The sequence below is a fragment of the Streptomyces sp. NPDC052101 genome, assembly GCF_040680235.1.
Lineage (GTDB): Bacteria > Actinomycetota > Actinomycetes > Streptomycetales > Streptomycetaceae > Streptomyces.
Map to the genome: position 1 here is coordinate 265,617 of NZ_JBFAWH010000003.1, position 12,921 is coordinate 278,537.

The window sequence follows — 12,921 nt, forward strand, 5'->3', positions numbered from 1 at the left end:
GCGGTCCAACCATGGATTTCGGGTTCAGTGAAGAGGACGAGGACTTTCGTGCCGAGGCCCGCGCATGGCTGGCCTCACACGCCGGCCCAGTGGCAGACAGACGTACTTGGGAGCGCACCCTCGGGGCGGCCGGCTGGATAGGGATCGGCTGGGCGGAGTCCGGGTACGGCAACCGCACCGCCACGCTCACCCAGCAGGTCGCGTGGGCCGAGGAGTACGCCCGTTCATCCGCGCCCCCGCGCTCCGGGCACATCGGTGAGAACCTGCTCGCGCCCACGCTCGTCGCGCACGGCACCGAGGAGCAGAAGTCCCGGTTCCTGCCCCCGGTCGCGGCCGGCGAGGAGCTGTGGTGCCAGGGCTACAGCGAGCCCGGGGCCGGTTCGGATCTGGCCGGGGTGCGGACGGTGGCGGTGCGGGAGGGGGAGGGGTACCGGATCAGTGGGCAGAAGATCTGGACCTCGCTCGCCCATGAGGCCGACTGGTGCTTCGTGCTGGCCCGCACCGACCCGGACTCCCGGCGCCACCACGGGCTCAGCTTCCTGCTCGTCCCCATGGACCAGCCCGGTCGCATCGAGGTCTGCCCCATCCGGCAGATGACCGGCACCAGCGACTTCAACGAGGTCTTCTTCGACGGGGCGCACGCGCGCGCGGAGCACGTGGTCGGGGGAGAGGGGCAGGGGTGGCGGGTGGCCATGAGCCTGCTCGGGTTCGAGCGGGGCGTGTCGACCCTCGCCCAACAGATCGGATTCGCCGAGGAGTTGGCGGCCGTCGTACAGACCGCCGTGCGGAACGGGGCCGTGCGGGATCCCGTCGTGCGGTCGCGGCTCGTACGGCAGTGGGCCGAGCTGTGGACCATGCGCCGGCACGCCCTGCGCACCCTCGGCGGCTCGGCCGACCCCGGCGCGCCCAGCGTGGCCAAGCTGCTCTGGGCCGGCTGGCACCAGCGGCTGGGCGAGCTGGCGATGCAGGTCCGGGGTGCGGCGGCCACCGTCGGCCCCGCCGACTGGTCGCCCTCGGCGCCGTACGAACTCGACGCCGACCAGCACCTGTTCCTCTTCTCCCGGGCCGACACGATCTACGGCGGCTCGGACCAGGTCCAGCGCACGATCATCGCCGAGCGCGTGCTCGGTCTGCCCAGAGAGCCCAAGGGGGCCGTGTGATGCGTGGTGTGGTGTTCGACGGCAAGCGGGTCGAGGTCGTGGACGATCTCGCGGTGCGGGAGCCGGGGGTCGGTGAGGTGCTGGTGGCGGTCGCGGCGGCCGGGCTGTGCCACAGCGATCTGTCCGTGGTGGACGGCACCATTCCCTTCCCGGTGCCGGTGGTGCTGGGGCACGAGGGGGCGGGGATCGTCGAGGCGGTCGGCGCGGGGGTCACCCATGTCGCGCCCGGCGACCATGTGGCGCTGTCCACGCTCGCCAACTGCGGTACCTGCGCGGAGTGCGACCGGGGCCGGCCGACGATGTGCCGGCAGGCGATCGGGCGCCCGGGGAAGCCGTTCACGCGGGGCGCGGGGCCGGTCCACCAGTTCGCCTCCAACTCGGCGTTCGCGGAACGTACGGTCGTGAAGGCCGTCCAGGCGGTGCCGATCCCCGAGGACATCCCCCTGGAGTCCGCCGCGTTGATCGGGTGCGGGGTGCTCACCGGCGTGGGCGCGGTGCTGAACCGGGCGCGGGTGGACCGCGGGGACAGCGTCGTCGTCATCGGGACCGGCGGCATCGGGCTGAACGTGCTGCAGGGCGCACGGCTCGCGGGGGCGCTCAGGATCGTCGCCGTGGACGCCGATCCGGCCAAGGAGGAGGTGGCCCGGCGGTTCGGCGCCACCGACTTCCTGACCTCGACGCAGGGGGTGAAGGACATCCTGCCGACGGGCGCAGACCACGCCTTCGAGTGCGTCGGCCGGGTGGAGCTGATCCGGCAGGCGATCGACCTCCTGGACCGGCACGGCCAGGCGATCCTGCTCGGCGTCCCGCCGGCCACGGCCGAGGCGTCCTTCCTCGTCTCCTCCCTCTACCTCGACAAGTCCGTGCTGGGCTGCCGCTACGGCTCCTCGCGCCCCCAGCGCGACATCACCCTGTACGCCGAGCTGTACCGCCAAGGCCGCCTGCTGCTCGATGAGTTGGTGACGGAGGTCTACCCGGTGGAGGACTTCGGCAAGGCCCGCGCGGACGCGGAGGCGGGGCGGGTGGCGCGGGCGGTGCTCACGTTCTGACAGCGGTCCGGAACGTCCTGCGATAGGCGGTCGGCGTCACGCCGAGTGCCTGCTGGAGGTGCTGGCGCATCGACTGGGCCGTGCCGAAGCCGGCCTCGCGGGCGACCTGGTCGATGGACAGTTCCGTGGTCTCCAGCAGATGGCGGGCGCGTTCGACGCGCTGCTGGGTGAGCCACTGGCCGGGGCTGACCCCGACCTCCTCGCGGAACCGGCGGGTGAAGGTGCGTACCGACATGGCCTCCTGCTCGGCCATGTCCCGCAGCTGGATCGGCTCGTGGAGGCGGCCGAGCGCCCAGGCGCGGGCCGCGGTCGTCGTGGCCAGCTGCGGGTCCGGGACCGGGCGGTGGATGTACTGGGCCTGGCCGCCGTCGCGGTGCGGGGGTACGACCGTGCGCCGGGCGACGTCGTTGGCGACGGCCGTGCCGAAGTCGCGGCGCACCATGTGCAGGCACAGGTCGATCCCGGCGGCCACCCCGGCCGAGGTGAGCACGTCGCCGTCGTCGATGAACAGCACGTCCGCGTCGACCTTGATCCTCGGGAACAGCCGCTGGAAGCGCTCCGCGTCGGCCCAGTGCGTGGTCGCCGGGCGGCCGTCGAGGTATCCGGCGGCGGCGAGGACGTAGACACCGGTGCAGATGGAGGCGAGCCGGGTGCCGGGGCGGATGCGGGCGAGGGCGGCGGCCAGTTCGTCGGTGAGCCGGCCCTCCTCGAAGACCGGGCCCAGCTCGTACGAGGCCGGGACGATCACCGTGTCGGCCTCCGCCAGCGCTTCCGGGCCGTGCGCGATGTGCACGGCGAAGTCGGCGTCCGTCTCGACCGGGCCGGGCGGCCGTACCGAGCAGGTGGCGACCTCGTACAGGAACCGCCCCCGCTCGTCCTTCGGCCGGCCGAAGATGCGGTGCGGGATGCCCAGCTCGAAGGGGAGCAGCCCGTCGAGGGCCAGGGCGACGATCCGGTGCGGCCGGAAGCCGTCGGCGGCGGCAGTGGTGTCCCTCTCCACAGTCATGGCCCGATCCTAGCGAATGCTGTCCTTCGGGCCACTCGATGCGCGGGACCGGATCTCGCACGCTCTATGACGTGACTCAGACAAGCCCAGCCGCCGCCTCAGCCGCCGCCCCCGTCCAGGCCACCCCGCCCGCCCGGCGCCGCCGTGTGCACCGCGCCTGGTTCGTCGCCGCCGTCACCTTCGTCACGATCATCGGCGCGGCCGCCTTCCGTTCCCTGCCCGGCCTGCTCATCGACCCGCTGCACCAGGAGTTCGGCTGGTCGCGCGGCACGATCGGCGCGGCCGTCTCCCTCAACCTCGCGCTCTACGGCCTCACCGCGCCCTTCGCCGCCGCGCTGATGGACCGCTTCGGCATCCGCCGGGTGGTCGCCGTGGCGCTGATGGTGATCGCGGCCGGCTCGGGCCTGACCGTGTGGATGACGGCGGCCTGGCAGCTGTGGCTGTGCTGGGGCCTGCTGGTCGGCCTCGGCTCCGGCTCGATGGCGCTGGCCTTCGCGGCGACGGTCACCAACCGCTGGTTCACCGAGCGGCGCGGGCTGGTCAGCGGCATCCTGACCGCCGCCTCCGCCTCCGGCCAGCTGATCTTCCTGCCGCTGCTGTCCTGGCTGTCCGAACACCACGGCTGGCGCCCGGCGGCCGTGACCGTGGCCCTCGCCGCCCTCGCCGTGGTCCCGTTCGTATGGATCCTGCTGCGCGACCACCCGGCCGACATCGGCCAGAAGCCGTACGGCGCCGCCGAGTTCATACCCAAGCCGCCCCCGGTGACGGGCGCCGCCCGCCGCACCCTGAACGTCCTCTCCACCGCCGTCCGCACCGGCACCTTCTGGCTGCTCGCCGGCACCTTCGCGATCTGCGGCGCCTCCACCAACGGCCTGATCCAGACCCACTTCGTGCCCGCCGAGCACGACCACGGCATGCCCGTCACGACGGCGGCCTCGCTGCTCGCGGTCGTCGGTGTGTTCGACGTCGTCGGCACGATCGCCTCCGGCTGGTTCACCGACCGCTTCGACGCGCGCCGCCTCCTCGCCGTCTACTACGCCCTGCGCGGCCTCTCCCTGCTCTTCCTCCCGATGCTGCTGGGCCCCGCCGTCCACCCCCCGATGCTCTTCTTCATCGTCTTCTACGGCCTCGACTGGGTGGCCACGGTCCCGCCCACCCTCGCCCTGTGCCGGGAGCGGTTCGGCGACGACAGCGCCATCGTCTTCGGCTGGGTGCTCGCCTCGCACCAGGTCGGCGCGGCCCTCGTCGCCTACCTCGGCGGCCTCGCCCGCGATGTCTTCGGCTCCTACGACCTCGTCTGGTACGCCTCCGGCACCCTCTGCGCGGCGGCGGCCCTGATGTCCCTCGTGATCCGCCGGGTCCCCGTGGCCGCGCAGCCCGCACTATCGTGAACTCATGCGTATGACAGGCTGCTTCATGGTTCCCGGCATGGTCCTCGGCGACGCGTTCCTCGTGCCCGCCCACGTAGGAACGTCCTCCCGAGGAGCATGCCGTGTCCCTGGTCCACTGGACCGAGAAGCACCCCCTGTCCGCCCGCTGGCACTCTGAGAGCGAACTCCCGCCGCCCCGGCGCCTGGTCGTCGCCGACGACCGTATCCGCGCCGCCGTCGCCCACCGCCTCGCCTGTGAAGGCACCGGCCTGCTGTGGCGGGGCGACTACCACGGCGCCCGCCGGCTGCTGACCGCACTGGCCCGCCGTATCGACCGCAAGGCACCGGGCCCGGCGCCCTCCGCGGCCGAGACCTTCCGCCTCCAGCGCCGCTTCCGCGCGCACCGCGCCCGCGTCCTGGGCCGCCTCCTGGTCCTGCTGGAGGCCGACCACACCCTGGCCCTGCGCCGCGCCCCCGACGTCCGCGCCGCCTGCGCCGACGCCTACGGCCCATCGGCGGGCCCCACCCTCGTCCCGCTCCGGGAACTGCTGGGCGCCCTCGGCGCCCGCCAGTGGCGCGAGAAGGGCGTCCACGTCCCCGCGCTGGATGCCCGGATCCACCCGCACTACGGCGTCTTCGCCCCGGTCCGCGGCGAATACGTCGACCTGGTGGCTCAGGCACCGCTGCCCACCGCCGACACCACCGCCTTCGACCTGGGCACCGGCACCGGTGTGCTGGCCGCAGTCCTGGCCCGGCGCGGTGTGCGCCGCGTCCTCGCGACCGACCTCAGCCCCCGGGCCCGCGCCTGCGCCCGGGACAACGTCATCCGCCTCGGCCTCGCGGACCGGGTCACGGTCACCGGCCCGCAGCTGTACCCGCCCGGCCGGGCCGCCCTGGTCGTCTGCAACCCGCCCTGGCTCCCGGCCCGCCCCGCCTCCACCCTCGACCAGGCCGTGTACGACCCCGGCGGCACCATGCTGCACGCCTTCCTGGCAGGCCTGCCCGCGCATCTCGAACCCGCCGGCGAGGGCTGGCTGATCCTGTCCGACCTGGCCGAACACCTGGGCCTGCGCAGCCGCGCCGAGTTGCTCGGGGCGATCGAGGGCGCGGGCCTGAAGATCCTGTCCCGCACGGACACCCGCCCCCGCCACCCACGCGCGACCGACCCGGACGACCCCTTGCGCACGGCCCGCGCGGCCGAGGTGACGTCCCTGTGGCGGCTGGCGGTGCGCTGACCTGCACGCCGTAGCGGCGCCCGGCCGGCGAGCCGGACGCCGCAACCGCGCACGTCAGGCCGACCCGGTGAGCGCTCCGCCGAGGTGCCGGGCGAAGAACCGGACCGCGCTGTCGGCCTCGAACCGGGGCAGCTCCTTGTGCTTGCCCGAGTTCACATGCAGGGACTTCTCCTTCGAGGCGAAGGCGTCGAACAGGGCGAGACCCTCCTCGCGCGAGATGTGCTCGTCGTCCCACTGCAGGTCGAACTCGATCGGGACGGCGATCTGCTTCGCCTTCTCGGCCAGGACATGGGGCCAGTGCTGGCCGAAGACCGCGGCGGTGATCCTGGGTTCGGCTGCCACGAACGGCACGCCGATCGCGGTGCCCATGTTGATGCCCCAGTAGCCGACCGGCCCGTCGGCGCCGATCTCCGCAAGCTCCTGGAGGGCGTCCAGGGTCGCCCGGTACTCAGGTACGGCGAGTTCTGCCAGGTGGGCGTTGTAGCGGACGACGATCGGACCTTCCGGCTCACCGGCCGCTCTCGCGCGAAACAGCTCGGCGATTTCTGCCTCGTCGTGCGCGGTGCGCGGCCGGTCGCCGTGACCGGGCGCGTCGATGACGGCGACGTGGAAACCGCAGCCGGTCACGAGGAGGCGGGCCCGGCCCGACATCGCCGGGTGCTTCTTGTGGTTGCCGCCGCCGTGGCCCATCAGGACCAGGGGCGCGCGATCGGCACCAGAGGCCGGGGACCAGAGGACGCCGGGAACGTCGCCCACGGTGAAGTCGCGTTCGATCACGCCGTTCGACGACGACCCGGCGGTGAACTGCAGAGAATGCATAGGTGTTGCCCTTCGGGAGTGCCTTGTTGTCGAGGCGCTCCCGGCGACATCTATGTCGATCGCCCGGCCGTGACGGGAAGGGGGAGCACCCACATGGATACAGCGTTCATGGGTCTCACCTCCTCGGGCGGTGTCACGGGCAACGGCAAGCTAACAGCTTGATCATCATCCCCACAATCCCTTTTCCCTGCCCCGTGATCACAACTCCGGACAGGCCCTGGAGGCCTCAGGGGCCGAGCCGGGCGAACCGCCCCCGATGGAAGAGCAGCGGCTCGTCCGCCTCCTCCGTGCCGAGGGCGTTCACCCGGCCCACGACGATCAGATGGTCGCCCCCGGTGTGTACGGCGTGGACGGCGCAGTCGATCCAGGCGGCGGCACCGGCCAGGCGCGGGGCGCCGGAGACGGGCGCCGGGTCGTACGCCACGCCCGCGAACTTGTCCGCGCCGCTCACCGCGAAGGCCCGGCACAGTTCGCCCTGGCCCGCGCTGAGCACGTTGACGCAGAAGACGCCGGCGCGGGCGATGCGCGGCCAGGTGGTCGACGTACGGCCCACCATGAAGCAGACCAGGGGCGGTTCGAGGGAGAGGGAGGCGAAGGACTGGCAGGCGAAACCGGCGGGGCCCGGCTCGTCGTCGGCGGCCGGTGCCGTGATCACGGTCACGCCACTCGCGAAGCTTCCCAGTACCCGCCGGAACTCGGCCGGGTCGACCAAGGCGCGGTCGTCCTCCCGTACACACCGCAACTCCGGCCGTGGCAACGGCTCCACGGGCCCCGGCCCCAGATACCGGACGGCGGCGGCCGCCGCCCCTGCGTGTCCCATCACGCCATCCATTGAAACTGACGGTACGTCAGATGGGAAGCCCGATGGCGGGGCTTCGTACAGGCACTTCATAGGGTGCGGCCATGGGGTGGGAGAAAGCACGTGAGCGGGTCCGGGCGGTCCGGAGCGACCTGGCCGCGGCGGTCCCGGTGAACGCGGCGCAACTGCCGGCGGCCGGGCTGCTGTGGTGGATCTGGAGCACGAGCCAGGACCAGTACGAGACCGGCTACGGCGGCGCTTTCGGGATCTTCTGCCTGCTGATGTTCGCCCCGCTCTTGCTGCCGCTCCTCGGCCTGCTGCTCTCCGCCGTGCTGACGCTGCCCGCGATCCTGCTGGCCCGGCCGACGCTCAGGTGGTCCGGCGGGCCGGAGTGGGCCTGCCGCACGGTCGCGGCAGCGGCCGCGGCCGCCGGCTGGGGCGCGGTGACGACGGCACTCCTGCGCTGGCCGTTCGTCACCACGGCCTCGGTCCTCACTGCCCTGGGCCTGCTGCCCGCGCTCGGCAACGCCTACGTCCGCACCCGCTCCTGGTCGGCGTGGGGCCTGTGGTGGCGCTCGGCACTCGCCTGCGCCGGCCTCTTCGCCCTGACCCTCGGCGGCGGGCTCGCGGCCGCCGCGACCGGCCTGATCCCCCAGTACGAACCGCCCGAGCTGACCGCCGCCCGGCTCGCCGGAGTCTGGCGCGGCGACCACGGTGCCGAGCTGCGCCTCACCCCCGACGGCCGGGCCGAGGCGCGCAGCCTCCCCACTGAATCCACGGACCAGAACTGGGCGGCCCCGCACCACGATGACTACGCGGTCTGCGCGGGCTCCGGCACCTGGAAACCCGGCAAGGACGACATCGGCCGCCCCGCCGTCCTCCTGCACCTCGGCGGCGCGTGCGGCGGCGACACCCATTGGTCCGTCAGCGGCACCGAGTCCGCCCCCCAGCTGTACGTCCGCTTCGGCGACCCGGACGCGGGCACGCTGCGGACCCTGGACCGCGCCGGGGACTGACCCTCACCGCCCCCGGAACTCCGCCCCCCGCCGCTCCGCGAACGCCCGCAGCCCCTCCTGGGCGTCCTCGGTCGTCATGTTGAGTTCCTGGGCCCAGGCCTCCGCGGCGAAGGCGGTGGACCGGTCCGACTCCAGGGAGGTGTTCACCAGGTGCTTGGTCAGGGCCAGGGCGCGGGTGGGGCCGCAGGCCAGGCGCGTCGCCCACTCGCGGGTCGCCTTCGGCAGGTCCGCGTCGGGTACCACCCTGTTGACCAGGCCCAGGCGTTCCGCGTCCGCCGCCGGCACCGCGTCGCCGAAGAACATCAGCTCCTTCGCCCGGTGCGGGCCCAGCAGGCGGGGGAGCAGATAGGCGCCGCCGGCGTCCGGCACCAGGCCGCGGCGTACGAACACCTCGATGAAGCGGGCCGACTCGGCGGCCAGGATCAGGTCGCAGGCGAGGGCCAGGTGCGCGCCCAGCCCGGCCGCCGTGCCGTTCACCGCGGCGATCACCGGCTTCTCGCAGTCCAGGACGGCCGCGATCAGGCGCTGTGCGCCCTGGCGCAGGACGCGGGCCACGTCCCCCGCGACCCTGTCGCCGGAGCCCGCCGCGCCCCGCAGGTCCGCGCCCGCGCAGAAGCCACGCCCCCTGCCGGTCAGCACCACCGCCCGGACGTCCGGGTCGGCCGAGGCCTGCGTGAGCAGGTCGATCAGCCGGTCCCGTAGGGCGGGAGTGAGGGCGTTGAGGGACTCGGGGCGGTTCAGGGTGAGGTAGGCGACCTGGTCGCTCCGCTCGGTCTCCAGCTCGCTCATCGGCACACCACCAGCGCGTCCAGCGCGACCGCGCCCTGCCCCCGTGGCAGCACCATCAGCGGGTTGATGTCCAGCTCCGCTATGTGGTCGCCGAGTTCGAGGGCCATGCGCTGGACCCGCAGGACGACCTCCACCAGCGCGTCCCGGTCGGCCGGCGGGCGGCCCCGGACGCCGTCCAGCAGGGCCCGGCCGCGCAGTTCGGTGAGCATGGCGCGGGCCTGGTCCTCGCCGAACGGGGGGACGCGTACGGCCGCATCCCGCAGGACCTCCACCAGCACTCCGCCGAGGCCGACCGTCACCGTCGGGCCGAACAGGTCGTCGTGTGTCATGCCGACGACCATCTCCACACCCTGTTCGACCATCTGGCACACCAGGACCCCGTCCAGCGGGACACCGTCGTAGCGGGCGATGTCCGTCAGTTCGCGGTAGGCGTCGCGGACCTGGCTGGCGGACGTCAACCCGATCTTCACCAGGCCGAGTTCGGTCTTGTGGGCGAGCTGCGCGCCGGAGGCCTTCATCACCACCGGGTAGCCGACCTGCGCGGCCGCCCGTACCGCGGCCGCCGCGCTGGTCACCAGCTGTTCGCGCGGGACCCGGATGCCGTAGGCGCGCAGCAGCTGCTTGGCCGCGTGCTCGCTGAGCTGCTGGCCGGGGCGCATCAGGGCCTCGGCCTTGCGGAAGGAGGGGGAGGGGGTGCGCGGGGCCTCGTCGAAGGGGGAGCGGTAGTCGCTCACGAAGGCGTGGTGGTCCAGCCAGGCGCACACGGCCGTGAGGCAGTTGCCGACCGTGCGGAAGGTCGCCACCCGGGAGGAGCCCAGCAGGGTCTCGCGGTACGCCGCCTCCGTGCCGACCGGTGAGCCCCACACCACGCACACCAGTTTGTCCGTCTCCTCGGCGGCCTCGACCAGGTCCGTCACCAGCTTGTCGCTAAGGGGCGGGAAGGGGCCGGTGACGGGGCAGATCAGGACCCCGATCGACGGGTCGGCGAGGAGCGCGTCGATGATCCTGCGGCCACGCCAGTCGCCCACCGGATGCCCGCCGTTGTCCACCGGGTTGGCCACGTTCAGGTACTCCGGTATCCACTGGTGCAGCTCCGCCTGCCGGGCCTCGGACAGGCGGGGGAGCCGTAGCCCGGCCGCCGTGGCGAGGTCGGCGACATGGGCGCCGGTGCCGCCGGAGATCGAGTACACCGCGACCCCGTCCGCGAGCGGGGCCCGCGCCCGCGCCAACAGGGCGGCGGTGTCCTGGAGTTCGTCGAGGCCGTCGACCCGTACGACGCCGAACTGGCGCATCGCCGCGTCCACCACGTCGTCGGCGCCGGTCAGCTTGCCGGTGTGCGAGGCGGCCGTACGGGCGCCGGTCTCGGTGCGGCCCACCTTCACCGCGACCACCGGCACCTTGCGGCGGGCGGCGCGGTCGGCGGCCAGCAGGAAGGCGCGGCCGTCCTTGAGCCCTTCGACGTAACAGGCGATGGCGCCGACCTCGGGCTGCCCGGCGAACCAGGAGAGGAAGTCGGCGGTCTCCAGGTCGGCCTCGTTGCCGGTGGGCGCCCAGTGCGAGAGCCGGATGCCCAGCTCCTGGAGGGCGAAGACGGGGCGGCCCTGGTGCCCGGACTGGGTGATCAGGGCGATCGCGGGGCCGGTCAGGTCCTCCCGGAAGTGCTCGAAGGCGTTCAGGTTGGTGTTCGGGCCCAGCAGGCGCAGGCCCGAGCGCCGTACGGCGCGGGCGAGCCGCTCCTGTGCCGCGGCGCCCGCCTCCCCGGTCTCGGCGAACCCGGAGGCGAAGGCGACCGCGAACTTCACCTTGGCGTCGGCCAGTTCCTCGATCACGGGCAGCGGGTCGGCCACCAGCAGCACCGCCAGGTCGACCTGTTCGGGCAGGTCGGCGACGGAGGCGGCGCAGGGGATGCCGAAGACGGACGGGCGGGTCGGATGCACCGGGTGCACCCGTGCGCCGACCCGCCCTGCCCAGTCCAGCAGCTGCCGGGTGATCCCGGTGTTCGGCCGTCCCTCCGTGTCCGAGGCGCCGATCACGGCGACCGACTCGGGCCGGAAGAAGCGGGTCAGCTCCGGTACGTCCGTGTGCAGCGGCCGGCCGCTGACGTCCAGGTCGTCGACCTGGTCGTGGACGACGGGGCCGGGCCGCTGCTCGCCGCAGGCGATGACCCGGGCCCGGCGGGAGTCGGTGGTGAGGGTGCCGTGGGTTGATCCAAGCATCGGTCCGCCCGCTCCTGTGAGACAGCACAAGTAAACTGACGCAGTGTCAGATTACTGAACTGACGCAATGTCAGGAACTGGTCGGACGCGCAAAGTTACCCGCCGGTGCGCAGCTGCCGGGCCGCCGCCTTCGCGATTCTCCCGGCGTCGAGCGCCATCTCCCGGAACATCCCGCTGATCGGGTTGGTGAACCCGGTGAAGTACAGGCCGGGCGCCCCGGCGGGCGTACGGCCGCCGCGCACGACCGGCCGCCCGCTCCCGTCCAGCACCCCGAGATGCCCGACCAGGCCCTCCAGCGCCCGCCTGTACCCGGTCGCCGCGATCACCGCGTCCGGCTCGATGCGGCTGCCGTCGGCGAGGACGACCTTTCCGGGGTCCCCGCCCTCGAAGGACTCGACGGCGGCCACGATCTCCACCTTCCCCTTGCGCACGGCGTCGATCAGGCCGACGTCCTGGACCGGGACGGCGCCCTGCTCGACCCTGCTGTACATCCCGGTGTCCGGGCGGGGCAGCCCGCGGTCCGACAGGTCCGGCACGCTGAGCCGGGCCATCGGCCCCGCGAGCCGGTCCACCAGCCGTACCGGAAGCCGCCGTACCAGCACACCCGAGTACTGCGCGGGCCAGCCGAGCAGCGTACGGCGCACGAGGTGCGGGACGGTGCGGACCGCCAGCCGCACCCGCGCCGCCCCGCCCTCCACCAGGTCCACGGCGATCTCGGCGCCGGTGTTTCCGGCCCCGACGACCAGGACGTCCCGGCCGGCGTACGGCTCGGCGTTGCGATAGGTGCCGGCGTGCAGGAACTCCCCGCCGAACTCCCCGAGCCCCGGCCAGTCGGGGATGCGCGGGGTGTGGTTGTAGCCGGTGGCGACGACCACCGCGCTGCCGGTCAGCTCGCGCCCGCCGGAGGCGTGCAGCAGCCAGCCGCTGCCGTCCTCGGCGTGCTCGACGCGGAAGACCTCCACGCCGGTGACGATCTCCAGCTCATGGTGCTCGGCGTACTTCTCCAGATAGCGCACCACGTTGTCCCGGGCGACCCAACGCCCGAACTTCCGGGGGAACTTCAGGCCGGGGAGTGCCGACAGCCGCCGGGTGGTGTGCAGCTGGAGGCGGTCGTAGTGCCCGCGCCAGGAGGCGCCGACCCGGTCGGCCTTCTCCAGCACCACGGCCCGTATGCCCCGTGCCCGCAGCGCGTACGCGGCGGCCAGACCGCCCGGGCCTGCGCCTATGACGTAGACCGGGCGGTCGGCGGGTGTGGCGGAGAGGTGCACGGAAGCACAACGGGAGACGGCCATGTTCCGGAGCGTAATCACCCACTCCGTTGATGGGTCTCGGTCAAGACCGGAATTGGTTGCGGATTGATCACGTGTGTGGAGATGTGCGCGCTACAAGTGACGTAGCCCACGCGGATCAGGGGAAAGTGCGGGCGATTCGGAGCGGACTCACCGGTGGGCTTTGCGCGCCA

11 protein-coding genes are annotated in these 12,921 nt (G+C 73.1%); 5 read left to right on the forward strand and 6 right to left on the reverse strand.

Features of this window, described 5'->3' with window-relative positions:
• Nucleotides 1-11 precede the first annotated feature (11 nt).
• Complete coding sequence (locus AB0L75_RS08485) at nucleotides 12-1,160, forward strand: acyl-CoA dehydrogenase family protein (protein ID WP_365177153.1); 1,149 nt, start codon at nucleotides 12-14, stop codon at nucleotides 1,158-1,160.
• The gene (locus tag AB0L75_RS08490; RefSeq protein WP_365177156.1) at nucleotides 1,160-2,209 is read left to right on the forward strand and encodes a Zn-dependent alcohol dehydrogenase; all 1,050 of its coding nucleotides are present in this window, start codon (nucleotides 1,160-1,162) and stop codon (nucleotides 2,207-2,209) included. The genes AB0L75_RS08485 and AB0L75_RS08490 overlap by 1 nt, the downstream gene beginning before the upstream one ends.
• Here AB0L75_RS08490 and AB0L75_RS08495 read toward each other — a convergent pair.
• Nucleotides 2,199-3,215, reverse strand: a complete 1,017-nt coding sequence (locus AB0L75_RS08495; protein WP_365177158.1) for a helix-turn-helix domain-containing protein — start codon at nucleotides 3,213-3,215, stop codon at nucleotides 2,199-2,201. The two genes, AB0L75_RS08490 and AB0L75_RS08495, sit on opposite strands and share 11 nt — an antisense overlap.
• A 71-nt stretch (nucleotides 3,216-3,286) precedes the next feature.
• On the opposite strand from AB0L75_RS08495, the gene AB0L75_RS08500 reads away from it, so the two are divergent.
• Together AB0L75_RS08500 and AB0L75_RS08505 are read left to right on the forward strand one after the other, a co-directional pair.
• Nucleotides 3,287-4,606 (forward strand): MFS transporter, encoded by a 1,320-nt coding sequence (locus AB0L75_RS08500; RefSeq protein ID WP_365177161.1) that lies wholly within the window; start codon nucleotides 3,287-3,289, stop codon nucleotides 4,604-4,606.
• Nucleotides 4,607-4,707: 101 nt separating this feature from the next.
• Nucleotides 4,708-5,820 (forward strand): class I SAM-dependent methyltransferase, encoded by a 1,113-nt coding sequence (locus AB0L75_RS08505; protein ID WP_365177163.1) that lies wholly within the window; start codon nucleotides 4,708-4,710, stop codon nucleotides 5,818-5,820.
• Between the two features lie 54 nt (nucleotides 5,821-5,874).
• Here the strand turns inward: AB0L75_RS08505 and AB0L75_RS08510 are convergent, their stop codons facing one another.
• The gene (locus AB0L75_RS08510; protein ID WP_365177165.1) at nucleotides 5,875-6,639 is read right to left on the reverse strand and encodes an alpha/beta hydrolase; all 765 of its coding nucleotides are present in this window, start codon (nucleotides 6,637-6,639) and stop codon (nucleotides 5,875-5,877) included.
• Between the two features lie 226 nt (nucleotides 6,640-6,865).
• Nucleotides 6,866-7,459 carry a flavin reductase family protein gene (locus AB0L75_RS08515; RefSeq protein WP_365177168.1) on the reverse strand — a complete coding sequence of 198 codons (594 nt, stop codon included), beginning with the start codon at nucleotides 7,457-7,459 and terminating at the stop codon, nucleotides 6,866-6,868.
• Nucleotides 7,460-7,542: 83 nt separating this feature from the next.
• Here AB0L75_RS08515 and AB0L75_RS08520 point away from each other — a divergent pair, with 83 nt between their 5' ends.
• Entirely contained in the window at nucleotides 7,543-8,454 is a 912-nt protein-coding gene (locus AB0L75_RS08520) for a hypothetical protein (protein WP_365177171.1), read from the forward strand.
• 3 nt (nucleotides 8,455-8,457) lie between these two features.
• Here AB0L75_RS08520 and AB0L75_RS08525 read toward each other — a convergent pair whose 3' ends face one another.
• From AB0L75_RS08525 to AB0L75_RS08535, 3 genes are all read right to left on the reverse strand, one after another.
• Entirely contained in the window at nucleotides 8,458-9,243 is a 786-nt protein-coding gene (locus tag AB0L75_RS08525; protein WP_365177174.1) for an enoyl-CoA hydratase-related protein, read from the reverse strand.
• Nucleotides 9,240-11,459 (reverse strand): acetate--CoA ligase family protein, encoded by a 2,220-nt coding sequence (locus AB0L75_RS08530; protein ID WP_365177177.1) that lies wholly within the window; start codon nucleotides 11,457-11,459, stop codon nucleotides 9,240-9,242. Before AB0L75_RS08530 ends, AB0L75_RS08525 begins: the two co-directional genes overlap by 4 nt.
• A gap of 95 nt (nucleotides 11,460-11,554) precedes the next feature.
• On the reverse strand, nucleotides 11,555-12,751 hold the full coding sequence (locus AB0L75_RS08535; protein ID WP_365177180.1) for an NAD(P)/FAD-dependent oxidoreductase: 1,197 nt from the start codon (nucleotides 12,749-12,751) through the stop codon (nucleotides 11,555-11,557).
• Between the last annotated feature and the right edge of the window lie 170 nt (nucleotides 12,752-12,921).